This is a genomic window from Flavobacterium sp. Leaf359 (genome assembly GCF_001423985.1).
Lineage (GTDB): Bacteria > Bacteroidota > Bacteroidia > Flavobacteriales > Flavobacteriaceae > Flavobacterium > Flavobacterium lindanitolerans.
In genome coordinates this window covers 238,274-264,729 of record NZ_LMPW01000001.1, presented here as the reverse complement: position 1 = coordinate 264,729, position 26,456 = coordinate 238,274, and the positions used below count along the sequence as shown (strand labels likewise).

At 37.1% G+C, this 26,456-nt stretch carries 26 protein-coding genes; 20 read left to right on the top strand and 6 right to left on the bottom strand.

What is annotated here, in order from left to right; all coding sequences use genetic code 11:
• Positions 1-4: 4 nt before the first annotated feature.
• The 7 genes from ASG38_RS01170 to argH are packed head-to-tail and all read left to right on the top strand — an operon-like array spanning position 5 to position 7,453.
• Positions 5-1,198 (top strand): argininosuccinate synthase, encoded by a 1,194-nt coding sequence (locus ASG38_RS01170; RefSeq protein ID WP_056065938.1) that lies wholly within the window; start codon positions 5-7, stop codon positions 1,196-1,198.
• Positions 1,191-2,168, top strand: coding sequence for an N-acetyl-gamma-glutamyl-phosphate reductase (argC, locus tag ASG38_RS01165; protein WP_056065933.1), 978 nt, complete (start codon positions 1,191-1,193; stop codon positions 2,166-2,168). The genes ASG38_RS01170 and argC overlap by 8 nt, the downstream gene beginning before the upstream one ends.
• A gap of 18 nt (positions 2,169-2,186) precedes the next feature.
• Complete coding sequence (locus ASG38_RS01160; protein ID WP_056065930.1) at positions 2,187-3,323, top strand: aspartate aminotransferase family protein; 1,137 nt, start codon at positions 2,187-2,189, stop codon at positions 3,321-3,323.
• A 5-nt stretch (positions 3,324-3,328) separates the two neighbouring features.
• Positions 3,329-4,279 (top strand): N-acetylornithine carbamoyltransferase, encoded by a 951-nt coding sequence (locus ASG38_RS01155; RefSeq protein WP_056065927.1) that lies wholly within the window; start codon positions 3,329-3,331, stop codon positions 4,277-4,279.
• The gene (argB, locus tag ASG38_RS01150) at positions 4,269-5,051 is read left to right on the top strand and encodes an acetylglutamate kinase (protein ID WP_056065926.1); all 783 of its coding nucleotides are present in this window, start codon (positions 4,269-4,271) and stop codon (positions 5,049-5,051) included. The genes ASG38_RS01155 and argB overlap by 11 nt, the downstream gene beginning before the upstream one ends.
• An 11-nt stretch (positions 5,052-5,062) precedes the next feature.
• Positions 5,063-6,154, top strand: coding sequence for a M20 family metallo-hydrolase (locus ASG38_RS01145; RefSeq protein ID WP_056065923.1), 1,092 nt, complete (start codon positions 5,063-5,065; stop codon positions 6,152-6,154).
• A 12-nt stretch (positions 6,155-6,166) separates the two neighbouring features.
• Entirely contained in the window at positions 6,167-7,453 is a 1,287-nt protein-coding gene (argH, locus tag ASG38_RS01140; protein WP_056065920.1) for an argininosuccinate lyase, read from the top strand.
• Positions 7,454-7,690: 237 nt separating this feature from the next.
• On the opposite strand, the gene ytxJ is transcribed toward argH, so the two are convergent.
• On the bottom strand, positions 7,691-8,101 hold the full coding sequence (ytxJ, locus tag ASG38_RS01135) for a bacillithiol system redox-active protein YtxJ (RefSeq protein ID WP_056065918.1): 411 nt from the start codon (positions 8,099-8,101) through the stop codon (positions 7,691-7,693).
• Positions 8,102-8,228: 127 nt separating this feature from the next.
• Here ytxJ and clpB point away from each other — a divergent pair, with 127 nt between their 5' ends.
• Positions 8,229-10,829 (top strand): ATP-dependent chaperone ClpB, encoded by a 2,601-nt coding sequence (gene clpB, locus ASG38_RS01130; RefSeq protein ID WP_056065915.1) that lies wholly within the window; start codon positions 8,229-8,231, stop codon positions 10,827-10,829.
• A 76-nt stretch (positions 10,830-10,905) separates the two neighbouring features.
• Here clpB and ASG38_RS01125 read toward each other — a convergent pair whose 3' ends face one another.
• Positions 10,906-11,166 carry a hypothetical protein gene (locus ASG38_RS01125; RefSeq protein ID WP_056065912.1) on the bottom strand — a complete coding sequence of 87 codons (261 nt, stop codon included), beginning with the start codon at positions 11,164-11,166 and terminating at the stop codon, positions 10,906-10,908.
• A 33-nt stretch (positions 11,167-11,199) separates the two neighbouring features.
• The gene (locus ASG38_RS01120; RefSeq protein ID WP_056065909.1) at positions 11,200-11,481 is read right to left on the bottom strand and encodes a hypothetical protein; all 282 of its coding nucleotides are present in this window, start codon (positions 11,479-11,481) and stop codon (positions 11,200-11,202) included.
• A gap of 433 nt (positions 11,482-11,914) precedes the next feature.
• Here ASG38_RS01120 and ASG38_RS01115 point away from each other — a divergent pair, with 433 nt between their 5' ends.
• From ASG38_RS01115 to ASG38_RS01095, 5 genes are all read left to right on the top strand, one after another.
• Entirely contained in the window at positions 11,915-12,322 is a 408-nt protein-coding gene (locus tag ASG38_RS01115; protein WP_143395023.1) for a hypothetical protein, read from the top strand.
• 91 nt (positions 12,323-12,413) lie between these two features.
• Complete coding sequence (locus ASG38_RS01110; RefSeq protein ID WP_056065905.1) at positions 12,414-13,259, top strand: aldose 1-epimerase family protein; 846 nt, start codon at positions 12,414-12,416, stop codon at positions 13,257-13,259.
• Positions 13,260-13,340: 81 nt separating this feature from the next.
• Positions 13,341-13,895: a DUF3575 domain-containing protein gene (locus ASG38_RS01105; RefSeq protein ID WP_056065901.1), complete on the top strand. Its 555-nt coding sequence runs from the start codon at positions 13,341-13,343 to the stop codon at positions 13,893-13,895.
• Between the two features lie 50 nt (positions 13,896-13,945).
• A complete protein-coding gene (locus tag ASG38_RS01100; RefSeq protein WP_056065898.1) occupies positions 13,946-15,109 on the top strand; it encodes an ATP-binding cassette domain-containing protein in 1,164 nt (387 codons plus the stop codon).
• A gap of 12 nt (positions 15,110-15,121) precedes the next feature.
• Entirely contained in the window at positions 15,122-16,666 is a 1,545-nt protein-coding gene (locus tag ASG38_RS01095) for a GyrI-like domain-containing protein (RefSeq protein ID WP_056065895.1), read from the top strand.
• Positions 16,667-16,700: 34 nt separating this feature from the next.
• Here ASG38_RS01095 and ASG38_RS01090 read toward each other — a convergent pair whose 3' ends face one another.
• Positions 16,701-16,931 carry a VF530 family DNA-binding protein gene (locus ASG38_RS01090; protein ID WP_056065891.1) on the bottom strand — a complete coding sequence of 77 codons (231 nt, stop codon included), beginning with the start codon at positions 16,929-16,931 and terminating at the stop codon, positions 16,701-16,703.
• Positions 16,932-17,127: 196 nt separating this feature from the next.
• Positions 17,128-17,805, bottom strand: coding sequence for an OmpW family protein (locus ASG38_RS01085; RefSeq protein ID WP_056065889.1), 678 nt, complete (start codon positions 17,803-17,805; stop codon positions 17,128-17,130).
• Between the two features lie 143 nt (positions 17,806-17,948).
• On the opposite strand from ASG38_RS01085, the gene smpB reads away from it, so the two are divergent.
• On the top strand, positions 17,949-18,404 hold the full coding sequence (gene smpB / locus ASG38_RS01080; RefSeq protein WP_056065886.1) for an SsrA-binding protein SmpB: 456 nt from the start codon (positions 17,949-17,951) through the stop codon (positions 18,402-18,404).
• A gap of 60 nt (positions 18,405-18,464) precedes the next feature.
• Entirely contained in the window at positions 18,465-19,511 is a 1,047-nt protein-coding gene (locus ASG38_RS01075) for a Fic family protein (protein WP_056065883.1), read from the top strand.
• Positions 19,512-19,533: 22 nt separating this feature from the next.
• Here the strand turns inward: ASG38_RS01075 and ASG38_RS01070 are convergent, their stop codons facing one another.
• Positions 19,534-20,175, bottom strand: coding sequence for a protein-L-isoaspartate(D-aspartate) O-methyltransferase (locus ASG38_RS01070; RefSeq protein WP_056065880.1), 642 nt, complete (start codon positions 20,173-20,175; stop codon positions 19,534-19,536).
• Between the two features lie 204 nt (positions 20,176-20,379).
• Here ASG38_RS01070 and ASG38_RS01065 point away from each other — a divergent pair, with 204 nt between their 5' ends.
• From ASG38_RS01065 to ASG38_RS01045, 5 genes are all read left to right on the top strand, one after another.
• Positions 20,380-22,563 carry a prolyl oligopeptidase family serine peptidase gene (locus tag ASG38_RS01065; protein ID WP_157485964.1) on the top strand — a complete coding sequence of 728 codons (2,184 nt, stop codon included), beginning with the start codon at positions 20,380-20,382 and terminating at the stop codon, positions 22,561-22,563.
• Between the two features lie 114 nt (positions 22,564-22,677).
• Entirely contained in the window at positions 22,678-23,757 is a 1,080-nt protein-coding gene (locus ASG38_RS01060) for a sensor histidine kinase (protein ID WP_056065875.1), read from the top strand.
• A 3-nt stretch (positions 23,758-23,760) separates the two neighbouring features.
• A complete protein-coding gene (locus ASG38_RS01055) occupies positions 23,761-24,483 on the top strand; it encodes a LytTR family DNA-binding domain-containing protein (RefSeq protein ID WP_056065873.1) in 723 nt (240 codons plus the stop codon).
• An 88-nt stretch (positions 24,484-24,571) separates the two neighbouring features.
• On the top strand, positions 24,572-25,537 hold the full coding sequence (locus ASG38_RS01050; RefSeq protein ID WP_056065871.1) for a Gfo/Idh/MocA family protein: 966 nt from the start codon (positions 24,572-24,574) through the stop codon (positions 25,535-25,537).
• 29 nt (positions 25,538-25,566) lie between these two features.
• Positions 25,567-26,454: a 3-hydroxybutyryl-CoA dehydrogenase gene (locus tag ASG38_RS01045; protein ID WP_056065870.1), complete on the top strand. Its 888-nt coding sequence runs from the start codon at positions 25,567-25,569 to the stop codon at positions 26,452-26,454.
• The last annotated feature ends 2 nt before the right edge of the window (positions 26,455-26,456 follow it).

Below are 26,456 nucleotides of genomic sequence, written 5' to 3'. Positions count from 1 at the left end.
TCATATGAAAAAAGTAGTTTTAGCTTATAGCGGCGGTTTGGATACCTCATTCTGCCTGAAATATCTGAAAAATGAAAAGCAACTGGAGGTCCATACCATACTGATAAACACAGGAGGTTTTGATAATGAAGAATTAGATGCCATCGAAAAAAGAGCTTATGAATTGGGAAGTGCAAAGCATATCAATCTGGACATCATTGACCATTATTATGAAAAAGCCATCAGGTTTTTAGTTTTTGGAAATGTACTGAAAAACAATACCTATCCCCTGTCTGTAAGTGCGGAAAGAGTTTTCCAGGCTATAGAAACCGTAAAATATGCTAAAAAAATAGGCGCTTCGGCTATTGCTCATGGCAGTACCGGTGCCGGAAACGACCAGATTCGTTTTGACCTGATTTTCCAGACAATTGCACCCCAACTGGAAATCATCACGCCAATCAGGGATTTGAAATTATCACGTCAGGAAGAAGTAGACTACCTTCAAAAAAACGGAGTAGAGTATTCCTGGGAAAAAGCGCAATATTCAATCAATAAAGGCATTTGGGGGACCAGTGTTGGCGGTAAAGAAACATTAACCTCTAATCTGTCATTGCCAGAGAGTGCCTATCCGTCTCAGCTTCAGAAAACAGAACCGGAAAAAATCACGCTTCATTTCAAAAAGGGAGAAATCATTGGTCTTAACGATGTATTTGACAAACCAACGGCTATTATTACCCAATTGGAAAAATTAGCCAGTGCCTATGCTATCGGGAGAGACACTCATGTTGGCGATACGATTATTGGAATCAAAGGAAGAGTCGGTTTTGAAGCAGCCGCTCCACTGATCATCCTAAAAGCGCATCATCTGTTGGAGAAACATACCCTTGGAAAATGGCAGCAATACTGGAAAGAGCAGTTGGGCAATTGGTATGGCATGCTTTTTCATGAAGGGCAGTTTTTAGACCCAGTGATGAGAAACATCGAAACCTTTTTAGAAGACACCCAAAAAAATGTGACGGGAATCGTGACCGTAACCCTAAAGCCATATTATTTTTCATTGGACGGAATCGAATCCGAACACGACCTGATGAACAGCAAATTTGGCCAATATGGGGAAATAAACAATGCCTGGACGGCTGATGACGCCAAAGGTTTTATCAAGATTCTTGGCAATGCCCAGTCTATTTATTCACAAGTAAATTCCATCGATTATGATTAAAGCAGGAATTATTGGAGGTGCCGGTTATACTTCGGGCGAATTGCTTCGAATTCTGGTAAACCATTCCAAAGTAGAAATTGATTTTGTTTTCAGCACCTCACAGGCCGGAAAGCCTTTAACGGCAGCACATCCCGATTTGATAGGCGAAACCGGTTTGGTATTTACAGACAAAATAAATCCTGATGTAAATGTCGTATTTCTATGCCTCGGACATAGCAAATCAAAAGCCTTTTTGGAAAATAACAAATTTGCTTTACATACCAGAATCATCGACCTGAGTAATGATTTCCGTCTTGATAATGATGCGGATTTCAATTCTGATTCTTTTGTTTATGGCCTTCCGGAACTAAATAAAAATAAAATAGCTGCTGCAAAATACATTGCCAATCCGGGATGTTTTGCAACCGCCATACAATTGGCACTTTTGCCTTTGGCTTCAGAGAATTTACTGGAAAATGATGTTCATGTCAACGCCATAACGGGAAGTACCGGAGCCGGAATACAGCTTTCAGAAACTACGCACCACAGTTGGAGAAATTCAAATATTTCCCATTACAAAGCTTTTGAACACCAGCACCTGGCAGAGATAAAACAAAGTCTGAATAGTTTGCAGGAAGATTTTGGAAAAGAAATACTATTCCTACCAAATCGTGGCGAATTTACCCGAGGCATTTTTGCAACGCTCTACACCAAAACAAGCAAAAGCAAAGAAGAACTGATTGATTTGTACCAGACATATTACAAAGAACATCCTTTTGTATGGGTTACGGTAGAAGACATCAGCCTAAAAATGGTGGTTCAGACCAACAAATGCATTCTTAGCCTGGAGAAAAAAGGAGATTATCTTTTGGTCACTTCCATTATCGACAACCTGCTGAAAGGAGCATCAGGCCAGGCTGTACAGAACATGAACCTGATGTTTGGCCTGGAAGAAACAACCGGATTAAAATTAAAACCCAGCGGTTTTTAAACCCTAAAAAAAAAGAAAATGAGCTTATTTAATGTATATCCAATATATAACATCACACCTGTCAAAGCCTTGGGAGCCAAAGTTTGGGACGATAAAAACCAGGAGTATCTTGACTTCTATGGCGGTCATGGTGTAATTTCAGTAGGACATTCCCATCCCAACTATGTGAAAGCCATCCAGTCACAGATTGCAAAAATCGGGTTTTATTCCAATTCCATCCAAAACCCATTGCAGGAAGCCTTCGCAAAGAAATTAGGCGAAATGTCAGCTTATCCTGATTACAGTGTGTTTTTATGCAATTCGGGTGCAGAAGCCAATGAAAATGCCTTGAAACTGGCTTCATTTCATAACAAAAAATCAAAAGTGATTGCTTTTCACAAAAGCTTTCACGGACGAACTTCTGCCGCAGTTGCCGTAACCGATAATCCATCTATTGTAGCACCAATTAATGCCAATCATCCGGTTCTTTTTCTACCGCTCAACGATATTGAACTGGTCAAAAAAGCAGTTTCAGAAAATGAAATCTCGTCAATCATCATTGAAGGAATCCAGGGTGTTGGCGGATTGGATGAAGGAACTCCCAAGTTTTTTCAGGAATTGGAAGAACTCTGCAATGCCAATGACATTATCCTGATTGTCGACGAAATCCAAAGCGGCTACGGGCGTTCCGGACAATTCTTTGCACATCAGCATCACGGCATCAAGCCGGATATTATTACGATGGCAAAAGGCATGGGCAACGGATTTCCTATTGGCGGACTGCTCATCAGTCCGAAGTTCACAGCCTCGTTTGGTTTGCTCGGAACCACTTTTGGCGGCAACCATCTTGCCTGTGCTTCAGCCCTGGCAGTTTTAGAAATAATCGAAGAGGAAGCAGTTTTGGAAAATGTAAAAAAACAATCCGATTATTTTATCCAGGCCGTTTCACAAATACCTCAGGTAAAAAAAATTAAGGGAAAAGGCCTGATGCTAGGTCTGGAGTTTGATTTTGATGTGGCAGAACTGCGCAAAAAATTGGTCTATGAGCAATTTATCTTTACGGGGAATGCCTCCCAAAAGAACCTGCTAAGAATACTTCCGCCACTACTTATCACTGAAACGGAAATCGACAAATTTGTTGCCGGACTAAAAAATGCATTACAATCCTTAAATTAAAAAAAATGAAAAAGTTCACTACTGTAGACGATATAAATGATTTGGACGAACTGATTTTAACCGCCAAAAAAATCAAGTCTGACCCTTTTGGAAATTCCGGTTTGGGTAAACACAAAACGCTGGGACTACTGTTTTTCAACCCAAGCCTCAGAACAAGATTGAGTACCCAAAAAGCCGCGTTGAATCTTGGGATGGACTGTATTGTAATGAATCTCAATACAGAAGGCTGGTCGCTCGAATTTGAGGACGGCACGATTATGGACGGCGATAAGGCGGAACACATCAAAGAAGCCGCACAGGTTATTTCTCAATACTGTGACATTGTTGGAGTTAGAAGCTTCCCTACCCTAACCGATAAGGAAAAGGATGAAGCAGAACAGGTCATCCATGCTTTTACAAAATATGCTTCTGTTCCGGTAATCAGCCTGGAAGGCGCAACCGAACATCCGCTCCAGGCCGTTGCGGATGCACTGACTATACAGGAATACAAGACCAAAAGAAAACCAAAAGTGGTTCTGACCTGGGCGCCGCATCCTAAGGCTTTGCCTCATGCCGTACCCAATTCTTTTGTCAAGATTATGAAACTTTCCGGTTATGAGCTTGTAATCGCGCATCCGGAAGGATATGAACTGAATCCTGAAATAACAAAAGGAGCAACAATCACAAACAATCAGGATGAGGCTTTCAAAAATGCCGATTTTATCTATGCTAAAAATTGGAGTGCCTACAATGATTACGGAAAAATCCTTTCCAAAGACATGAATTGGACCGTCACACAGGAAAAAATGGAACTTACAGCTAATGCAAAGTTCTTGCATTGCCTTCCGGTTAGAAGAAATATGATTGTTTCTGATGAGGTTTTAGACGGCGATAATTCTATCGTTATCCCGCAAGCCAATAACAGGACATATGCAGCACAGGCAATATTGACAAAAATTCTGGAAAATGGAAACTAAACCAAGTCTGAGCATCGTAAAAATAGGCGGCAACATCATCGACAATGAGCAACTCTTATCAGAATTCCTTACCGACTTTTCGGAACTGAAAGGACATAAAATTCTGGTGCATGGCGGTGGTAAAAAAGCCAGCGAAATAGCCGAAAAACTGGGATTAAAACCTTGCTTTTCAAACGGCAGAAGAATTACAGATGAAGCCATGCTCGATGTTGCCGTTATGACCTATTCCGGTTTATTAAATAAACAGATTGTGGCCCAATTGCAACAATTTGGCACAAACAGCATCGGATTTTCGGGTGCAGACGGTAACCTCATCCAGTCAGAGAAAAGGAAAAATACGGAAATCGATTTTGGATTTGTAGGCGATGTAATCCAGGTAAACAATAAGCTGATTTCAGCCTTGTTAGTGCAAAATTGCATACCTGTTTTTTCAGCCATTACACATGACGGAAAAGGTCAGTTATTGAATACGAACGCCGATACGATTGCTGCAGAAATTGCAATTTCCTTATCTGAAGAATATGAGGTAGAACTCATCTATTGTTTTGAGAAAAAAGGTGTTTTACTTAATTCGGAAGATGATGATTCGGTTATTGAAGTTCTTGATTTTGAGAAATACCAAACATTAAAAAACGAGCAGACCATCCATTCGGGAATGTTGCCCAAACTCGAAAACTGCTTCAAATCATTGAAAAATGGCGTTCACACAATTGTAATTGGAAACCAAAAAACGCTGAAAAATAAGGCTGCAGCTACCCAAATAAAATTATAAAGAGAAAAATCATGACGCATAAAAGCATCGAAATAGTAACCAACGAAGCCATCAGTTTATTAAAACAGCTTATTGAAACACCGTCTTTTTCATCAGAAGAAGCCCAAACAGCACTTTTACTGGAAAACTGGTTTCAAAACAATTCCATTCCGTTTCAGAGAGAAAACAACAATGTCTGGACTGTAAATTTGCATTATGATGCAACAAAACCAACACTGCTGCTGAATTCTCACCATGATACAGTAAAACCAAACGAAGGCTATACTTTAAACCCGTTTGAAGCTATTGAAAAAGACGGAAAATTATTTGGACTTGGAAGCAATGATGCCGGAGGTTGCCTGGTTTCTTTGTTAGCTACGTTCACCTATTTTTATGCTTATGAAAACCTTCCTTACAATATTTTATTTGCGGGTACTGCCGAAGAAGAAAGTAGCGGCCCAAACGGACTGAATGGTTTATTGAAACATCTGCCTGAAATAGAATGTGCCATAGTAGGCGAACCAACACAGATGCAGTTGGCCATTGCTGAAAAAGGACTTCTTGTCCTGGATATCATCATTCCCGGAACAGCAAGTCATGCGGCTCACCAAAATACAGACAATCCAATTTACAATGCACTTGCCGCTATTGAATGGTTCAGAACGTATGAATTTGAAAAGATATCTGAAATATTAGGCCCTGTAAAAATGACCGTTACGCAAATAAATGCCGGAAAACAGCACAATGTAGTACCGTCTGAATGCAGTCTGGTTGTAGATATTCGCGTAAACGATTGCTATACGAATGAAGAAATCCTCAAAGTTGTACAACAACATATCAAAGGAAACGTAAATCCAAGGTCAATGCATTTGAATGCGTCTTCAATCGACAAAAACCATCCTTTGGTACAAGCGGGAATTTCTTTGGGAAGACAAACATACGGTTCGCCTACACTATCTGACCAATCGGTTTTGAACTGCCAATCGATGAAACTGGGACCTGGCGACTCGCTGCGTTCACATACCGCCAATGAATTTATTTTTCTGGAAGAAATAAGGGAAGGTATTCACTTATATACCAAAATTTTATCCGATTTTTTTAATCTAAACAACACAATAACCTAAATAACACACACTATGAAACTTTGGGAAAAAGGAATACCTACCGACCAGAAAATAGACCTCTTTACGGTTGGAAATGACAGGGAACTGGATTTGGTTCTGGCAAAATACGATGTATTAGGCTCTATCGCACATGCCAAAATGTTGGGCAAAATAAACATCCTGACCGAAAAGGAAACCACCGATTTGGTATTGGCTTTAGAAGATATTCTGGCACAAATAAAACAAGGCAACTTTACAATTGAAGCGGCTTTTGAAGATGTGCATTCTAAAATAGAATATCTGTTGACTGAAAAATTAGGCGAAGCCGGAAAAAAAATCCATACGGCCCGTTCCAGAAACGACCAGGTTCTGGTAGATATACATCTTTATCTGAAAGAAGAAATCACATCTGTCAAAAAACTCGTTAAGGAACTTTTCGACCTGCTGATTTTATTGAGCAAAAAACACGAAGATATTATTCTTCCGGGCTACACGCATTTGCAAATTGCTATGCCTTCTTCTTTTGGGATGTGGTTTTCTGCCTATGCAGAATTACTCATTGACGATATGGTTATGCTCAATGCGTCACAAAAAATTGTAGACCAAAATCCGCTGGGTTCTGCTGCCGGATATGGAAGTTCTTTTCCTATTGACAGAACATTTACCACTCAGGAATTAGGGCTTTCGATATTGAAATACAATTCGGTAGCTGCACAAATGAGCCGTGGAAAAGCTGAGAAAACAGTTTCATTCGCATTTTCAGGACTGGCAGCCACTTTATCCAAGCTGGCTATGGATGTCTGCCTGTATATGAGCCAGAATTTCAACTTTATAAGCCTTCCAAATCACCTGACTACAGGTTCCAGCATTATGCCCCACAAGAAAAATCCGGATGTTTTTGAATTGATCAGGGCAAAGTGCAATAAGATTCAGGCCCTGCCTTATGAAATTACTTTGTTGACCAACAATCTGCCAAGTGGCTATCACAGAGATTTCCAATTACTAAAAGAAGGACTTTTTCCTGCTATCCAGAATTTAAAGTCATGTCTGGAGATTGCCTGCTTTTCTTTAAAAGACATTCAGGTGAATACAACCATACTTGAAGATAAAAAATACGATTACCTGTTTACCGTTGATAATTTGAATGAACTGGTTCAACAGGGAGTCCCTTTCAGAGATGCTTATAAAATAATTGCTACACAAATTGAAAACGGCGAATATGAGCCTTCATCAAAAACAACGCATACACATGAAGGCAGTATTAATAATTTGTGTTTAGAGGAGATTGTTTTGAAGATGGAGAGTTTTTTGAGGGACTAAGACACTAAGGTTCTGAAGGTTCTAAGGGGCTAAGGCTTTAAGACGTTAAGAATAGAGTTTATGCTATGAGAATATCTGGTTTTCCGTTGTAAAATCAGATAACAATTGCTCATGAAAGCACAAAACTTAGCTCCTTAGTGCCTTACAACCTCTTTTAGCTAATTCAATAACTTTCTCTTTTATTCATAAGAACACAAAACCTTAGTGCCTCAGAACCTTAGCAACTTAGCACCTCTTTCACAATTTCCCTTCCAAAGCCTCCGCATCAATTGCACTATGTGAAACATCATAAACTGATTTTCCATTCTTAATCAGCAATAATTGAGGCGATTGGTGGATGACATGAAAGCGCTGTGCAATTTCATTTGAAATATCACGGTAATTCAAAAGGTCTAAAAAGTATAGCGAGGCCTCGTTATCATCTGCTTTATATTCTCTTTCAAAATTCTTTAGCGCCATCCTGCTAATGCTGCAGCGTGTGCTGTGTTTAAAGATTACTACCGGTTTTTCTTCCGACTCTTCTATAATAGAATCCAATTGTTTTAATTCTGTTAAATCATTCCAATTAAAGCCGTTTTGATTCGTATCTTTATTATCCGATTTATCTGATTTATCTGTATTGCCAAAAATTTTATCAAAAAAACTCATATCCTCAGGATTTAAGACTTTTTGTCTTGTTAAATTAATAAAAACACTTCTTTTTAAGCCATTTTGTCAGATTTACCCTATTGGAATATAAATTGAAATGACTTTATCAAATTTAAAAATTTAATCTATGAACTTTAATAATTTTACCATAAAATCTCAGGAAGCCATCCAAAGGGCTCAGCAAATTGCTCAAAACTTTGGACATCAACAGATTGAAAACGAACATATCGTAAAAGGAATCTTTGAGGTAGACGAAAACGTTACTCCGTTCCTGCTTAAAAAACTCAACGTAAATCTGGGGCTTTTGCAGCAGATTCTGGATAGTACATTACAATCTTTCCCGAAAGTTTCGGGAGGTGATATTATGCTGTCGAGAGAAGCGTCAAGCACATTAAACAATGCGGCAAACATTGCCAAAAAGATGAACGATGAATTTGTATCTATCGAACATCTTCTATTGGCTATTTTCAATTCTAAAAGTAAAATTGCCCAAATTTTAAAAGACCAGGGAGTTACTGAAAAAGGACTAAAAGCGGCTATTGACGAACTTCGTAAAGGCGATAGGGTTACTTCTGCTTCTGCCGAAGAAACTTACAACTCGCTAAATAAATACGCTAAAAACTTAAACGAACTTGCCAGCAGCGGAAAACTCGACCCGGTTATTGGCAGAGATGAAGAAATCCGCAGGGTTTTACAGATTTTGACAAGAAGAACAAAAAACAACCCAATGCTTGTAGGGGAACCCGGTGTTGGTAAAACGGCCATTGCCGAAGGACTTGCCCACAGAATCGTTGATGGTGACGTGCCTGAAAACCTAAAAGACAAGATTGTGTACTCTTTAGACATGGGAGCCTTGATTGCCGGTGCCAAATACAAAGGGGAATTTGAAGAACGATTAAAATCGGTTGTAAAGGAAGTAACCTCTGCAGAAGGCGATATTGTCCTTTTTATTGATGAAATCCATACCCTGGTAGGTGCCGGAGGTGGCGAGGGCGCAATGGATGCAGCTAACATATTAAAACCTGCACTTGCTCGTGGTGAACTAAGAGCTATTGGTGCGACAACCTTGGACGAATACCAAAAATATTTTGAAAAAGATAAGGCATTAGAGAGACGTTTCCAAAAAGTGATGGTTGATGAACCGGATACGGAAAGTGCTATTTCCATCTTGCGTGGTATCAAAGAAAAATATGAAACACACCATCAGGTTCGCATCAAAGACGAAGCTATTATCGCGGCTGTTGAATTATCGCAACGATATATTACCAATCGTTTCCTTCCGGACAAGGCTATCGATTTAATGGATGAAGCAGCTTCCAAACTCCGAATGGAAATTAATTCAAAACCTGAAGAACTGGATGTTCTGGATAGGAAAATCATGCAGCTTGAAATCGAAATGGAAGCGATTAAACGTGAAAACGACGAAAACAAGCTGAAAAGTCTGGGTCTTGAATTGGCAAACCTGAAAGAAGAGCGCAATGAGATTTTCGCCAAATGGAAAAGCGAAAAAGATATTGTAGACAACGTTCAGGCTACCAAAACAGAAATTGAGAACTTCAAACTGGAAGCAGAAAGAGCAGAACGTGAAGGCGATTACGGAAAAGTAGCCGAATTGCGTTACGGAAAAATCAAAGAAGCTCAGGAACGATTGGATACTTTCCAAAAGCAATTGCAGGAAAACGAAGGACATTCTTTAATCAAAGAAGAAGTAACCCGTGAAGATATTGCCGAAGTTGTTGCCAAATGGACCGGAATTCCGGTAATGAAAATGCTGCAGGGCGAAAGAGAAAAACTGCTTCATCTTGAAGAAGAACTGCATAAAAGAGTTGTAGGTCAGGAAGAAGCTATTGAAGCCGTGAGTGATGCCGTAAGAAGAAGCCGTGCCGGATTACAAGACGTTAAAAAGCCTATCGGTTCCTTCCTGTTTCTGGGAACAACAGGTGTAGGAAAAACAGAATTGGCAAAAGCATTGGCCTCTTACTTGTTTGATGATGAAAATGCCATGACAAGAATCGACATGAGCGAATATCAGGAAAGGCATAGCGTTAGCCGTTTGGTTGGTGCGCCTCCGGGATATGTAGGTTATGATGAAGGCGGACAATTGACAGAAGCTGTTAGAAGAAAACCATATTCTGTTGTATTGCTTGATGAAATTGAGAAGGCACACCCTGATACGTTCAATATTTTGTTGCAAGTATTAGACGAAGGCCGTCTGACTGATAATAAAGGTCGTTTAGCCGATTTCAAGAACACGATTATTATCATGACTTCCAATATGGGAAGCTCTATCATACAGGAGAAATTCGAGAACCTGAAAGGGAATGTTGAAAGTGCGATTGAAGCAGCCAAAGTAGAAGTACTTGCTTTATTGAAACAAACCGTACGCCCTGAATTTATAAACAGGATTGATGACATCGTGATGTTTACACCTCTTAATGAAAACAACATTAAGGAAATTGTGGGACTACAACTAAAATCCATCACTAAGATGCTGGCATTACAAAACATTACTTTAGATGCCACACCGGAAGCGATTGATTACCTTGCTAAAAAAGGCTACGACCCGCAATTTGGTGCACGACCTGTAAAAAGAGTTGTTCAGAAAGAAGTCCTGAATGAACTTTCGAAAGAAATACTTTCAGGAAAAGTCACTACAGACAGCATTATTCTGTTAGACAGCTTTGACGGAAAACTGGTATTTAGAAATCAGACCGAATTGGCAAATTAATAATTGAGATTACTAAAATAAAAAAAGCCTAACCAAAAACTTGGTTAGGCTTTTTTGCAGAAAAGAATTTTCGCTATTAACGTGTGCTTCTCTGCGGATAATATTGCCTTACGGTACGGATTCCATAATGCTTCCTTCTTCCGAAACTTCGTTTTTTTCTGAAAAAGCTAATAATGCAATATCCATTTACAATAAAAGAGCAAATAAAAAGCAATATGAAACCTCCTTTGAGCAATAGGCTGGCCATTTCTGAAGAATTATCAGCAAATCTTCCGGGTAGTGCATAACCCGAAATCAGCAGGCCAACTGTTGAGATGGCAAAGGTTAAACGATTCATATTAAATTAAGTTTATAGTTTGGTGGCAAATTATCAAACAGCAGCTCTCAAATATTCATATTCAAATTCCTCATGGTGGTCATAAGCAATTTCCAGAATATCAATCTCGTTGTAAGCTACTTCCCCGTCAGTGTCCTCTATGACACATATACCCAAAACCTCAAAAGGTCTTTCAATTTGCATATTATTGCTAACAATATATTCCATTGCCAGCTCGTCAAAATTTTTAGGATGTAGTACAAGCATTACACTATCCGTTAATTCGTTTTCAATGATAAATTCTTTGATGCCCAATAATGTGATTAGATTTTTCATAATGCTTTGTTTTGGTTAGGTTAGTAATTATTTTAGGTTGGTATGTTTACAAATTTGGCTTTTTTATATTTACCAACACCTTCAACAAGTATTAAATTTTACGCAAAAAACCATTAAAATAATGTTAAAAACGTAGCAAAAACCTTAATTTTTATACTATAAAATTTATGTTTATATAATTACCATTTTTAACAATTCTGAAAACAACTTTTGCAGTTAAAAAACAATCAAAAAATGATTCTTAATAATCCCAAATCTTTAAACATCACCATTGCGAAAAATTGATGCCGGTTGTTATTTCCTTTTTTTCTAAAATCTTGATTTTTAATAGGCAAGAAAAATAATACAAAAAAAGATGTTAAAATTCATAGCAAAAAAGCAACCTTTTCATTTTACTACATCTTTAAGAAAAAACAATTTAAAATTTTTAACTATGAAAAAGTTTGCATTAAAAACAATGGCGTTAGTTTTGTTCGTTTCGACGGCTCTTACTTCTTGCAGTAACGATGACGATTCTAAAAGCAACAACCAAACCACACAAAAAGAATTTACAACAGCAGTTACCGGTCCTACAACTGGAGCTAAGAATCAGGAAATCACTTTAACAGTGACCCACGTTGTTGATAATAATTGTGGTGTGTTCAACAGATTTGTAGAATCTACAAGCGGAAATACAAAAACTGTTGAGGTAGAAGTAAAATACACCGGAACAAACTGCGGAACAACTCCTTCAACCAAAACTCAACCGTACAAGTTTACTGTTAGCCAAAATGGTACTTACGTATTTAAGTTCAAAAAAAGCGCAACAGAATTTATTACGCACAGCGTTGTAATTCAATAATTCCGTTTCGAAAAAAATTGTAAAACACCAGCCTGCACGCTGGTGTTTTTTTATTCTATTTTTGCCATATATCATCTTAAATCAAATCCGTATGAACATTGTCCTACAAAATAAAGAGCTAAAGGCTACCATCAATACAAAAGGGGCTGAATTAATTTCATTAAAGAGAAACGCTAAAGAATATATATGGGAAGGAAATCCTAACTTTTGGGACAAGCACTCTCCTATTTTATTTCCTATTGTAGGTACACTAAAAGACGGGCAATATAACTATGAAAATAAGTCGTATCAATTATCAAGACATGGATTTGCCAGAGATAATGTTTTCTGTGTGGAGGAAACTTTTCAAAATAAAGCCGTTTTTTCCTTTCGTTCTTCTGAAGAAACAGCAAAATACTATCCTTTTGATTTTGAATTAAAAATAATTTACGCTCTGCAAGAGGATTATCTTAACATTAAATATGAAATTATCAATAATAGCAATACAAAAATGCCTTTCTCTATAGGCGGTCATCCTGCCTTTGCCCTAACTGATACTTTTGAAAATTACTCGCTTCTTTTTGAAGATGATGAGTCTCTCATCAGCTATTCATTAGAAAACAATTTGCTTTCTGAACGTACCACTGTATTAAAACTATCAGACCATAAACTGCCACTCACCTATTCTCTATTTGAAGAAGATGCCTTGATAATTAAAAAACTGGAATCGAAAAAAATCCAAATACTCGAAAACGGCAAGCCTTATGTGGAAATATCTCTGTACGATTTTCCAAATCTTGGAATCTGGACAAAAAACAATGCGCCTTTTATCTGTTTGGAGCCTTGGCATGGCTATTCAGACTCTATAAAAAGTACGGGGAATTTATTTGAAAAAGAAGGAATACTAATTCTTTCTGCAAAAGAAACATTTGAAACCTCTTTCGGAATAAAAATCTAATTTCTTAACCTAAAAAAGCAATTGTGAATAGGCATACACAACATTATCCTTGCTACATTTGCAAAAATTGATTTCATTAAAATGAAAAAATACTTATCGCTGTTGTTCCTTGCAAGCACATTCTTTTCTTACGGCCAAACCTATGTAAAATTTAACGGTGCCTCAGCTTTGGCGCTTATCCCCAATATAGGCGTGGAAACCAGCATCGGAAAAAAAATGACGTTCCAATTTGATGCAACAGCTTCATTTTGGGAATCTGTAAACGGTGCCCCATTCAAAGCACTAATCATAACACCCGAAGTACGTTATCACTTTAATGAAAAAAATAACGGGTTTTATGTCGGAGCGAACGTCAGCGGAGGTACATTTGAACTTCAGAAGTACGGTTATAAAGATACCGACTTTTACCAGAAAGGTTATAACTATATGCTAGGATTAACACTTGGCTACCAATGGAAACTAAGTGATAAATGGGCTTTGGATCTTTTTGTTGGTGGCGGGCATCAGGAAGCATTTTACAAAGGATATTTATTATCAACCGGAGAACGGTATGACACCTGGATACATAACTACAACAAAAGTGGTGAATGGATATTATATCGAGGTGGTTTGATGATTGCATACAAAATCAAATAAAATACTATTTGGAAGATTTTTCTGTTATATTTGATATATAGACTTATATCATGACAGAATTTGAGAAACAATTCCAGGAAATCAAGAGTTTTCTGGATTTTGAAGATTATTCACTGCTAACCAAAAGAATAATCGACCTTACGCTCGACACGGAAGATATTTCCTTTTACCAAAAAACTAACGAGTTATTAGATTGGCTTGACCAGAATGAGAATAACATCGAGCTAAAAAAACAACGTTTCGCACTACTGCTTGAGGAACTTTACCAACAGTTAAAAAACAAACCTGTTCCTGAAAAACAAATTCTTGTCACAGCAGAAAACCTCAAAAAAACATATGGAAATGCAAGTTTTTCGCTTGGGCCAATACATCTGGAACTCAGTCAGGGCGAAATTTTAGGTCTTGTAGGTGAAAATGGCAACGGAAAAACAACACTTCTCCGACTCCTTTGCGGAGAATTATTTGCAACTTCCGGAAAACTAGGTTATAATTTTGATTTTAACGATACCTATGATTTAAGAACACAATTGGTCTATATACCACAAAGGACAGCAACCTGGCATGGTTCTATGTTTGAAAATCTTCAGTTTACAGCTTCAAGTTATGGTTATAAACCTGCTGAAAACAAATTAATTGTAGAACTAATCATTGCCAGACTCAACTTAAGAAAATACCGAAATCACAGTTGGAAAAACTTATCATCCGGGTATAAGATGCGTTTTGAACTGGCGAGAATGCTTTTAAGAAAGCCTAAAATATTGCTGATTGACGAACCGCTTGCCAATCTGGATATTCTTGCCCAGCAAACCGTATTGGAAGATTTCAGGGCGATTGCGAAATCTCCTTTCCGCCCAATTGGAATCGTTTTGAGCTCACAGCAACTGTATGAAGTTGAAAAAACTTCAGACCAGGTAATTTTCTTAAAGAACGGAGAGCAGAAAAATCTTCATTCAAAAGCGACTCCACAAGAAACAGAAAAAACAGAAGAGCAATTTCTTATTATTGAATTTGAAAGTGAATGGTCACAAAACCAGCTTAATGACGCCCTATCAGGTGAACTCATTTCGCTCAAATTTAATGGAGGCACTTATATTGCAACATTTTCTGAAAAATTGGATACTTACGGTTTTTTAAGAATCATCACAGAAAAACAGATTCCGCTTCAGTACTTCAGAAATATTTCAAAATCTACCCGAAGATTCTTCGTTTCCTAAAAACTCATCCTTATGTTTGCCAATATTCAAAAAAAACTTCTGCTTACGCATCCGCTGCTTTGGAACAGTAAAATTGCCTTATTTTCTGTACTGACGCTGACTTTCCATCTTATCTTTTTCCTTCTGGGATATTCAAAAGGAGAAATTGATTTTAAGGATTCGAATAATTTTTATGATTACGGAATTGACAACACCATAATTGTATTTGTGAGTGTATTGATAAGTATACTTATGTTCATCATATGGCTGGTTTACTATTCGCGAAACAACGCTTTTAAATCTTTTTATCCTAAAGGAAAGTTTTCACTTTACAGAGAATGGTTACTGATTTTGTTGTTCTGCATTTTGAATTCCACCTATGCTGCTTCCTTTTTCTATGCTCAGGACCTAAAGGCAAGAAATTATTTTTCGGAAGAGGAAGTGAGCAGACGACTTGAAATTATCAGCCTTTCTTCATTATTTGTTGAAGGTCCATATCGTGAAAGTAATTTTATTACAGAGTACAAAGACGGTAAATACCTCCAGGTAGAAAGAGATTCATTTCAATACGGTTCAAGAAATTACTCGCTTAAGTCGTTGGTAAATAAAAGAATTCAGGGATTCACTTATTTCAATGATGAAAAAGACTCATTAATGGAATTGAAAGGCAAACGATGGCTTATTGAAAACAAAAAGGACTCTATACAATTGCTATTCAGGGAATTTTTCAAAATTTCCAAAGAACACGGTCTGTCATCAAACATCACTCCTGAAAAATGGTTCGAACTGATTTATGATTATCCCGAATTCACAAAATATATTAACGTTGGAAAAACAAGCAAAGAATACAGTCAAAACTATAGTTATTATGAAGGCGTAAATGTTGACTATGATTATGCAATAGAGCCAGAAGGTATTACTCATGATACACTATCAAAGACCATTAAAGTTGTTGGAGGTCAGGAATATATTTATTCAAAATATTATGTTCCATTTGACGCATTGACAAAATCTTATGGTAAGATTTCCAGGGCCTATGAAAACCCCGTAGTCAACTTGGAGTTTATAATGAGTCTTATTTATCTTGCAATAGGTCTATCGCTTTGTGTTTTCTCCTTTAAGATTACATCGGGCAGAAACTGGTTGATTGCTTTTGTAACACTGGGCCTTTTTGGAATTATTAGCGGAATTATTTCTGTAATAATCAGATATAGCATGACTTTCCCCATCATTTATATATTGTTGTTTTTAGGATTGTTATTCTATTTTGTCATTATCCTGAAAGCAAAAGAAAGCAAAGGAATTACAGGAATCACTATCAATCAGACTTTATGGTTGATGCCGGCTATCATTCCTATAGCCTATGCAGTCCTCATAGATATTCTCAAACGTACCTCAGGGTATTATGAATCTTATTCCTATGGGGCAGATGGAATGAAAAGAGAGCAATTTCCGCGAATAGAATGGTTAGAGGAACATTATGTTTATATGTTTATCCTCAATATAGTATTTATCTTTTTATTTATGCTTCTGTTTTCGATATATATAAAGAAATGGAAAGGCATCGCAGAAGCCTAAAAAAGTGCGAGCTGGAAAACCAGCTCGCACTTTTTTATTTGGGAAATTTGGGAAGTGTCTTAATATAAAGCTGTTCTACCTTGGTTCTGGCCCAGTCTGTCTTTCTTAAAAAAGTAAGGCTTGATTTGATACTGGGGTCAACATTAAAACATTTGATTTTTATCAATTCCCCTAAGGTATCAAATCCATAAAAATCAACCAGTTGTTCCAGCATTTTTTGCAATGTGATTCCGTGAAGCGGATTATTAGCTTGTTTGTTTTCCATTACGCAAAAATACGGATTTCAAAAATTAGTTTAGTTTATTAGATAAGGAAAACACAAGGAAAAATTTTGTCCTCTATTCTTTCTGATTATGCAAATCATTATTTCCCATATACAGAAAAATGGGTTATTCATCTATAAAAAGAAAAGACTGCCTCAAAAAGCAGTCTTCCCCCATCTAAAAAACTAAAAAAGGACATTAAAATTTCATTCCTACACCAAAACCTAACAGTAATGGATTAATTTCAACATCTGCAGGAATGCTTAACCCTGTGGCAAGATTTGATGCATCGACAGTCACATCAGTTTTTAAAAATATCTTTTTAATATCAGCATTGATAAAAAACTTGTCATTTAACATCAGGTCAAAACCTACTTGAAAGGCATAACCAAAAGAATTATCATATTCAATACCCCTTACTGTATTGCCTGCTTTCTCATTATAAAAAATCGTATAATTCACACCGGCACCTACGTAAGGATTAAAAATCTGGTCCGGAAGAAAATGGTACTGCACCGTCAATGTTGGAGGCAAGAGATATACGCTTCCTAAATTCACATCAGCCGAAGTAGGTCCTCCTACTGCAGAAATATCAGAACCTACAGTACTCACATCGTGTTTGGATGTTCCTAAAATCAGTTCGGCAGAAATGTTCTTTGTAAAAAAATAAGTAAAATCAAGTTCCGGAATAAACGTATTGGAAATCTTTGCGTCACCACCTATAATTCCAATTTTAGCACTTTCGTCAGGAACAACGCCAACACCCCTGACGCGAACCTGCCACTTTTTAAAATCTACCGAATTATTTTCCTGGGCATTTGTTAAACCTGTTCCAAATACTGTTAGCGCCATTACAGCAAAAATTATTTTTTTCATTGTTATCAGTTTTAAATTATAGTCCAAAAGTAGATGGGAAATAAAAAGTAAAGACTGACAAAAATCATAGTCTGAAAAATATTATCTAACAATTTCTTAACCCTAATTGCGGTTTACCTAAATGTTCCTACATTTGCACTCCTATGTTGAAAACAATTAATATATTAAACAAAAGAGCTCGTTTCGATTATGAAATAATCGAAAAATATACTGCTGGAATAGTACTGACCGGAACTGAAATCAAATCTATCCGGTTGGGCAAAGCCAATATAGCCGAAAGTTTTTGCGAATTCAACAATAACGAACTCTTCGCCATCAATATGTATATCGAAGAATATGCATTTGGAAATCAATTTAACCATAAAGCCCGAAGCGAAAGAAAATTGCTATTGAATAAACGGGAACTTAAAACACTTTCCAAAAGCGTACAGACAAAAGGACTAACAATTGTTCCCTTACGACTTTTTACTAACGAAAAAGGATTGGCAAAACTGGATATCGCATTGGCAAGAGGTAAAAAAACCTATGACAAAAGAGAATCTCTAAAAGAACAGGACACCAAAAGAGATTTAGACAGAATAAAAAAGTCGTTTCGTTAGGGAACGATTTTTTTTCTCGAAAAAAATGACTAAATTTGTCAAGACAAAATATAACATAAGATGAAAACACTTCTAAGAAATGCCAGAGAACTAAAAAATATGAAAGTGAGAGAAGTGTCTCAACAAACCGGCATTGACCAGGCACTTATCAGCAAATTTGAAACAGGAACCCGAAAACCAACACGAGACCAATTACTAAAATTAGCAGCAGTTCTCGAAATCGACCTGGAAACATTAATGGTAGCCTGGCTCAAAGAAAAAATCTTATATGAAATTGGAGATGAAGAGTTTGCTTTAAAAGCAATGAAAGTTGCAGAAGAAGAAATCCGCTATCAGGCGAAAACTGCTAAAAAAGTTTCAGGTTCTCTTCAAAAAATCCTTGCAGAAATAGACACTCTCAAAACAAAGTTAGACAGGTTCCGGGAATTTGACAGTTACAGGATTACACAGGCACTTGAACTCGAATACACTTTTGAGAGCAATAGAATTGAGGGAAACACACTTACTCTCAGAGAAACAGACCTTGTAATTAATGAAGGCCTGACAGTTTCCGGAAAAAGCATGCGGGAACATCTTGAGGCTATTAACCATCAGGAAGCCATAGGCTATATCAAACACCTGATGGAAAAAAATTCGCTTTTAAACGAAAGAGAGGTTCTTAGCATACATAATCTAATTTTGAGAGGAATCCATCCTGAAGATGCCGGGCGATATAGAAAAGTACAGGTTATGATAAAGGGAAGCACTTATATGCCTCCACAGCCCTATATGGTTTCAAAACAGATGGAAGACTATTTTATTTGGTATGAAGCTAATAAAAATTCCTTACATCCTGTTATTTTAGCCGGAGAAATGCATGAAAGATTAGTAACCATACATCCTTTTGTTGATGGTAATGGCAGAACTTCACGTTTGGTGATGAACCTGATTCTGCTTTCGCATGGTTATATCATTGCCAATATCAAAGGTGATTATGATACCCGAATGCAGTATTACCAAACTCTTGAAAAAGCACAGACAACCTCTGATAAGGAAGATTTCCTTCTTTTTATAGCCCAGATAGAAAAAGAAAGCCTTGAAAGATATCTGGGTATTATCAGTCAATAAAAAAGCCCAATTAAGGGCTTTTTTAGTTTTTATTTTCCAGCAAAGGCACAAAACGGAATTCTCCAAATTCATGCTTTTCAAATTGGGTTTCGTTTTTACGTATGAGCATTGTCATAATCTGATGTTCTTCTCCCAAAGGAATAACAAGCCTTCCTCCTACTTTTAATTGTGCCATTAATGGCTTGGGAATAATTGGGGCTCCGGCCGTAACAATAATACTGTCAAACGGAGCATAGTTTGGCAAGCCTTTGTAACCGTCTCCAAAAGACAAATGTTTTGGGCGAATCCCTAGTTTTGGTAATAACAAAGAAGTTGTCTTAAACAGTTCATTTTGTCTTTCCACACTATACACTTTTGCTCCCATAGTACACAATACGGCCGTTTGATAACCTGAACCTGTTCCGATTTCTAAAATTTTGTGGTCTTTCTCGACTTCCAATAACTGACTCTGAAAAGCAACCGTATATGGCTGTGATATAGTCTGCCCTGCACCTATAGGAAAGGCCTTGTCCTGATACGCATAATCTTCAAAACTTGAATTCAAAAATAGGTGTCTTGGAATTTTCTTAATTGCTTCCAGAACATTTTTATCTGTTATGCCCTTTTGTTGCAAGACAGTTACTAATTGATTTCGAAGTCCTTGATGTTTGGCTGTATCTTTCAAAATTTGGAGGTTTATTTGAGGGGTAAAAATAAGAAAAGAAAACTCGATTTTAAAACGTTTCGGCTAATGTTTTATCAGTAGCCTACCATTCAAATGCTTTATTAACCGTTCGTCATTTTTTTGGCTTTTTTATCTGAATACACTCCTACTTTTGACTCATCAATCAAAAAACGTTCGCATAATCACAACCAAAAAACAAGAATTATGGAAATGACCACATTAAGAAAAATTGCAATGCTAACAATCGGCATTACTTTCACAGCCAATTCTTTTGGGCAGACAAAACCTTCAAAAGCTCCTTCTGTTCCTGCAACAGATGATTATTATGGAATCAAGATTGAAGACAAGTATCGAAATCTTGAAGACTTAAAAAATGAGCAAACGCTTAACTGGATGAAAGGCCAGGCAGATTACACCAATTCAATATTGGGTTCTATTCCGGGAAGACAGCATATTATTGATGAGTTGACTTCAATAAATAACCGAGCTACAGAGAGTATTGGAGGTCTAGCAATCCTGGATGATGGTACTTATATTTATCTTAAGTCCACACCAAATGACCAAATAAGCAAATTATATAAGAGAAATGGCCTGAAAGGAAAAGAATCCTTAATCTTTGATCCTGAAACTTATCAAAAGAACGGCAAGGATGTTTATAGTGTCAGTTCTTTTTCAGCTAACAAAAGCGGAAAACTTATAGCTATCAACATTTCAAAAAACGGTGGCGAAATGAGTGAAATGTTTCTCATGGATTTGACTAACAAAAAGATTCTTCCTGAAAAATTTGACAGGTTACGTTTTGGAGGTGCCAACTGGCTGAAAGATGGCAATTCATTTATTTACATCCAATCACCAACAGAAGATGTCCATGACATGAATGCCCAAATGGATATAGTAACAAAAATTCACATTGTAGGGAGCGATGTTTCGCAAGACAAGACTTTGTTTACAAAGGCAATGTATCCAGAATTAAACATAGCTAATGAAGAAATTCCTTTTGTTAGTTATGATATCGATAGTAACCTTTTGTTTTTTATGCCTTATACTGTAGACCAGAATCAAAAAGTATATATAGCACCAGGTTCTGATCTTAATAAGAAAAAAATAAACTGGAAATTACTTACCGACAGGAAAGATGAGGTAAAAAATTTCATTTTAAGCGATAAAGACATTTATATGTATACCACTTTAAATGCTCCAAAATTTAAAGTAATAAAAACCAGCATTGCCAATCCAAATGTGGCTACAGCTACCCTGGTCATCCCTGAAAGCAGCGATTCCAATCTCAACTCGCCTATTGTAACCAAAGACGGTATATTTTATACCAGGACAAAAAATGGTGTGGAAAGTAAGCTTTATTTTACTGACTTCGAAGGAAAAAAACACAAGGAAATTGCGACTCCTAAAAAAGCAGCTACCATATCCGTAACGGCCAGAGCGCCTAAATTCTCTGATGTATGGATAAGTACAACAGGTTGGACAACCAAAGGAGAAAGATATCGATATGATCTAAAAAAGAATACTTTCACAAGAGAGCAACTTTCAACAATTATTGAATATCCAGAATTTGAAAACTTTGACGTTGAAGAACTGATGGTCAAATCGTATGACGGTGTTGAAGTTCCTTTATCCATTATCTACAAAAAAGGAATCAAAAAAGACAAAAATAACCCCGTATTATTCTATGGTTATGGTGCTTATGGAGCCTCAATAACGCCATCTTTTAATACTCAATTGCTTCTGTGGGTAGAGCGTGGAGGAATTCTGGCGGTAGCCCATGTCAGAGGTGGTGGCGAATTAGGTGAAAAATGGCATCTTGCTGGCCAAAAAACAACGAAACAAAATACATGGAAAGACGTAATTGCCTGTACAGAATATATGATTAATCAAGGTTATACTAATCCAACCAAAACAGCTATCTATAGCCGAAGCGCAGGAGGAATTTTTGTAGGAAGAGCAATGACAGAAAGGCCAGACCTTTATGCAGTTGCCATTCCGGGTGTGGGAATGATGAATACTGTTCGAAGTGAAAACACACCAAACGGTCCTGCCAATATCGCTGAATTTGGTTCTATGAAAATAGAGTCTGAAGCAAAAGCCCTGATTGAAATGGATTCTTATGTTCACTTAAAAGATGGAGTAAAATATCCGGCCACATTAACAACAGCCGGATTCAACGACCCTAGAATCATTGCATGGATGCCTGCCAAGTTTGCAGCGCGATTATTGGAAGCCAATGCTTCAAACAAACCCACTTTACTAAAAGTGGATTATGAAGCCGGTCATTTTGGAGGAGCTTCTAAAACGAAATCATACGAAGAAATTGCCGATGTACTGAGCTTTGCCTTCTGGCAGGTAGGACACCCGGATTTTCAACCTAAAAACTAATTTAATCCATTACCTTTGGCAGATTATCTCTGCCAAAGGTATAAAAACCTAAGAAAGATGATATCATTACTATTACAAATAGCAAGTGCGGCATTGGAATGCCTGATGTAAACTATGAAACTTTTAAAAAGCGGCAAATATCACTTATTGAATTTTCTGGGCTGGCAGGTCTATACTTTTAGCACCTTAACTTTTAGCAAAATTTCTTATGCTAAATTTGCGGATGGCCTGACAACCGCACAACTTAACGCCTTATATTATACACTATGGGAAGGATTTCTCTGTGCCTTATTAGGATTTGTTTTGTCGTATATAATACTGCTATTCCTTGAAACAAGGTTTAATCTTTCCAACCTAAGAAGAAAAGACTGGTGGAATCTGTTTTTTGTATTTTCATTGGCACAAATTATTTACCACTTTGCTTTATGGCCTTTACTTGACATTCCGGTTATGTATTATTTTGGCAGCAGTAATATTCAACATTTAACGCTGTTGATGAAAATAACAAATGTGCCCGGGTTTCTGGCAGAGTTTCTTGTTTGGCTTTTTATTGTACTGGCAATAAAAATTTATGAATACATAAATGAAGTAAAATTCAACAGGCTAAAATTGGAATCTTCCCTGAAAGAATCACAACTCAATTCTTTAAAAGGGCAAATCAATCCGCATTTTATGTTTAACAGCTTGAACAATATTCGCGGTCTGATTCTTGAAAACCCTTTAAAATCAAGAGAAATGATTACCCGGCTATCCGAAATGCTTCGATATTCGCTAACCAAAAACGACATCAACACAATTGCACTGGAAGAAGAAATTGAAATGGTAGAAAATTTCATTGAAATTTCAAGAATACAGTTGGAAGACCGACTAAAGTATACTCCTAAAATTGACAAAAGCCTTTTAAAAATGGAAATCCCACCCATGATTATCCAAATGCTGATTGAGAATGCCGTAAAACATGGTATATCAAAGCTCAAAGAGGGTGGCGAAATTATTCTGGACATTCATAACAATGATAAAGCCCTGAAAATTGTAGTATCCAATACCGGAGTCTTGAGCATTGGAGAAGATTCTACGCAGTTGGGTATTAAAAATATTGAAAAGAGACTGCATCTCATTTATGGAGAAAATGCTAATTTTAAGTTACTGGAAATAGAAAATCAAGTCGTTGCAGAAATAACCATCCCATTTTAAGTCATGAAAAAGATAAAAGCTGTAATTGTCGAAGATTCCCGTCTGGCCCGAAACGAGCTGAAAGAGCTTATTAAGAACCATCCGGAAATCGAAATTATAGGTGAAGCAGAAAATGTAGATTCCGGCTTCCAGCTTATCAATTCTACCCATCCTGATTTGCTTTTTCTCGACATCAATATGCCGGAAAAAGATGGTTTCCAATTGCTTGAAATGCTTGACAGGGTTCCCATTACCATATTTACAACGGCATTTGATGAATATGCTATCAAATCTTTTGAATACAATGCCCTGGATTATCTCCTGAAACCTATTAATCCGAAAAGATTTGCCAAAGCCATTGAAAAAGTGAGCCAAAATCTGGTGGAAAAGGAAGAGCGAAACAGTAAAAAACTCACTCTAAACAATCAGATTTTCCTACGGGATGGTGAGAAATGCTGGTTGGTAAAAATTTCAGATATTTATCTGTTTGAAGTTGACGGAAATTATACCAAAATATTTTTCCAGAATGAAAAAGCCATTATCAGTAAATCCTTAAATCAGATTGAAGAAAAATTGCCTGAAGATAATTTTTTCCGTGCCAATCGAAACCAGATTATCAATATGGAATATATTGGCAAAATCGACCCGTGGTTCAGTGGCAACCTGCTTGTTCACCTGCCTAAAGACACCAAAGTGGAAATATCAAGAAGGCAAACCAACAATTTCAAGGAAAAATTAAGTCTGTAATCTACCCGAAATAACTTCAAATATTTTTGTGTTTGCAAGCACTTAAACTTTAAACAATTAATGTTATTTTTGTGGAAAATACATTTATATGCTAAAAGTTGGAGTATTAGGTGCCGGGCATCTAGGAAAAATTCATTTGCGTTTATTACAACAATCTGAAAAATACGAATTAGTAGGCTTTTATGACCCTAATCAGGAAAATGCCGAAAAAGTAGCCAAAGAATTTGGTTATCAAAAATTCGACACTATCGCAAAACTTATCCATGCTGTTGATGTTGTCGATATTGTAACTCCTACCCTTTCCCATTATAAATGTGCCAAGGTAGCCATCAAATCAGGCAAACATGTTTTTTTGGAAAAACCCATATCAAATACAGTCGAAGAAGCCGAAGAAATCATTGCTTTGGCTAAAGAATACAACATCAAAGGACAGGTTGGCCATGTAGAACGGTTTAATCCGGCTTTCAAAGCTACCAAAGCGATGATTGAAAACCCAATGTTTATTGAAACGCACCGTTTGGCTGAATTCAACCCTCGTGGCACTGACGTTCCGGTTGTTTTAGACCTCATGATTCACGATATTGATGCCATATTGAGTGTTGTAAAATCAAAGGTGAAAAATATAAATGCCAGCGGCGTTTCTGTCATTTCCGATACTCCGGATATTGCCAATGCGCGTATCGAGTTTGAAAACGGATGCGTGGCAAACCTTACTTCAAGCCGAATTTCATTAAAAAACATGCGCAAGTCGCGTTTCTTCCAGAAAGACGCCTACATTTCTGTGGATTTCCTGGAGAAAAAATGTGAAGTCGTAAAAATGAAAGACGCTCCGGAAGTACCCGGCGATTTTGATATGATATTGCAAAATGCCGAAGGTGTTAAAAAACAGATTTACTTTGATAATCCGGATGTAGAAGCGAATAATGCCATTCTTGATGAATTGGAAACTTTTGCAGATGCCATCAATAACAACACCACACCAATCGTAACACTGGAAGATGGTACTGAAGCCCTGAGAGTAGCCTACCAAATCATTGATTGCTTCAAAAAATAATTTCAACACTAAATTCAAACCTTTAATAAATGAAAAACATAGCCGTAATCGGAGCCGGAACCATGGGTAACGGAATCGCTCACACTTTTGCACAAAGCGGATTTACAGTAAAACTAATTGACATTTCAGAAAAGTCATTAGACAAGGGAATGGCAACAATTGCTGCAAACCTTGACCGTATGGTAGCAAAAGGAACTATTACTGAAGACGATAAACTAAAGACAATCAGCAATATCATTACCTATACTGATATTAAAGATGGTGTTGTTGGTGTAGACCTTGTAGTAGAAGCAGCAACCGAAAACGTAGAATTAAAGCTAAATATCTTCAAGCAACTGAACGATGCCTGCTCTCATAACACCATTTTGGCAACCAACACTTCCTCTATTTCTATCACGCAGATAGGCGCTGTAGTTTCACATCCGGAAAGAGTGATTGGTATGCACTTTATGAATCCGGTGCCAATTATGAAACTGGTTGAAATCATCAGGGGTTACAATACATCTGACGAGGTTACAAAAATCATCATGGACCTGTCCGTAAAATTGGGAAAAGTTCCTGTTGAGGTAAACGATTATCCTGGGTTTGTTGCCAACAGAATCCTGATGCCAATGATTAACGAATCTATCGAAACGTTATACAACGGAGTAGCCGGAGTTTATGAAATCGACACCGTAATGAAACTGGGAATGGCTCACCCAATGGGACCATTGCAATTGGCTGACTTTATTGGCCTTGATGTTTGCCTTGCCATATTGAACGTAATGTATGAAGGCTTTAAAAACCCAAAATATGCACCATGTCCGCTTTTAGTAAATATGGTGAGGGCCGGAAAATTAGGCGTGAAATCAGGTGAAGGTTTCTATGACTATTCAGAATCCAAAAAAGCTGAAAAAGTAGCAAAACAATTTATATAAAG

Coding starts and splice junctions, on each gene's coding strand:
- argB (WP_056065926.1), top strand. CDS start 4,269: ATGGAAACTAAACCAAGTCTGAGCATCGTAAAAATAGGCGGCAACATC.
- ASG38_RS01055 (WP_056065873.1), top strand. CDS start 23,761: ATGAAAAAGATAAAAGCTGTAATTGTCGAAGATTCCCGTCTGGCCCGA.
- argC (WP_056065933.1), top strand. CDS start 1,191: ATGATTAAAGCAGGAATTATTGGAGGTGCCGGTTATACTTCGGGCGAA.
- ASG38_RS01075 (WP_056065883.1), top strand. CDS start 18,465: ATGAAAACACTTCTAAGAAATGCCAGAGAACTAAAAAATATGAAAGTG.
- ASG38_RS01090 (WP_056065891.1), bottom strand. CDS start 16,931: ATGGAAAACAAACAAGCTAATAATCCGCTTCACGGAATCACATTGCAA.
- ASG38_RS01050 (WP_056065871.1), top strand. CDS start 24,572: ATGCTAAAAGTTGGAGTATTAGGTGCCGGGCATCTAGGAAAAATTCAT.
- ASG38_RS01145 (WP_056065923.1), top strand. CDS start 5,063: ATGACGCATAAAAGCATCGAAATAGTAACCAACGAAGCCATCAGTTTA.
- ASG38_RS01115 (WP_143395023.1), top strand. CDS start 11,915: ATGAAAAAGTTTGCATTAAAAACAATGGCGTTAGTTTTGTTCGTTTCG.
- ASG38_RS01160 (WP_056065930.1), top strand. CDS start 2,187: ATGAGCTTATTTAATGTATATCCAATATATAACATCACACCTGTCAAA.
- ASG38_RS01120 (WP_056065909.1), bottom strand. CDS start 11,481: ATGAAAAATCTAATCACATTATTGGGCATCAAAGAATTTATCATTGAA.
- ASG38_RS01125 (WP_056065912.1), bottom strand. CDS start 11,166: ATGAATCGTTTAACCTTTGCCATCTCAACAGTTGGCCTGCTGATTTCG.
- ASG38_RS01060 (WP_056065875.1), top strand. CDS start 22,678: ATGAAACTTTTAAAAAGCGGCAAATATCACTTATTGAATTTTCTGGGC.
- ASG38_RS01045 (WP_056065870.1), top strand. CDS start 25,567: ATGAAAAACATAGCCGTAATCGGAGCCGGAACCATGGGTAACGGAATC.
- ASG38_RS01085 (WP_056065889.1), bottom strand. CDS start 17,805: ATGAAAAAAATAATTTTTGCTGTAATGGCGCTAACAGTATTTGGAACA.
- ASG38_RS01065 (WP_157485964.1), top strand. CDS start 20,380: ATGGAAATGACCACATTAAGAAAAATTGCAATGCTAACAATCGGCATT.
- ASG38_RS01110 (WP_056065905.1), top strand. CDS start 12,414: ATGAACATTGTCCTACAAAATAAAGAGCTAAAGGCTACCATCAATACA.
- ASG38_RS01155 (WP_056065927.1), top strand. CDS start 3,329: ATGAAAAAGTTCACTACTGTAGACGATATAAATGATTTGGACGAACTG.
- ytxJ (WP_056065918.1), bottom strand. CDS start 8,101: ATGAGTTTTTTTGATAAAATTTTTGGCAATACAGATAAATCAGATAAA.
- smpB (WP_056065886.1), top strand. CDS start 17,949: ATGTTGAAAACAATTAATATATTAAACAAAAGAGCTCGTTTCGATTAT.
- clpB (WP_056065915.1), top strand. CDS start 8,229: ATGAACTTTAATAATTTTACCATAAAATCTCAGGAAGCCATCCAAAGG.
- ASG38_RS01095 (WP_056065895.1), top strand. CDS start 15,122: ATGTTTGCCAATATTCAAAAAAAACTTCTGCTTACGCATCCGCTGCTT.
- ASG38_RS01105 (WP_056065901.1), top strand. CDS start 13,341: ATGAAAAAATACTTATCGCTGTTGTTCCTTGCAAGCACATTCTTTTCT.
- ASG38_RS01100 (WP_056065898.1), top strand. CDS start 13,946: ATGACAGAATTTGAGAAACAATTCCAGGAAATCAAGAGTTTTCTGGAT.
- argH (WP_056065920.1), top strand. CDS start 6,167: ATGAAACTTTGGGAAAAAGGAATACCTACCGACCAGAAAATAGACCTC.
- ASG38_RS01170 (WP_056065938.1), top strand. CDS start 5: ATGAAAAAAGTAGTTTTAGCTTATAGCGGCGGTTTGGATACCTCATTC.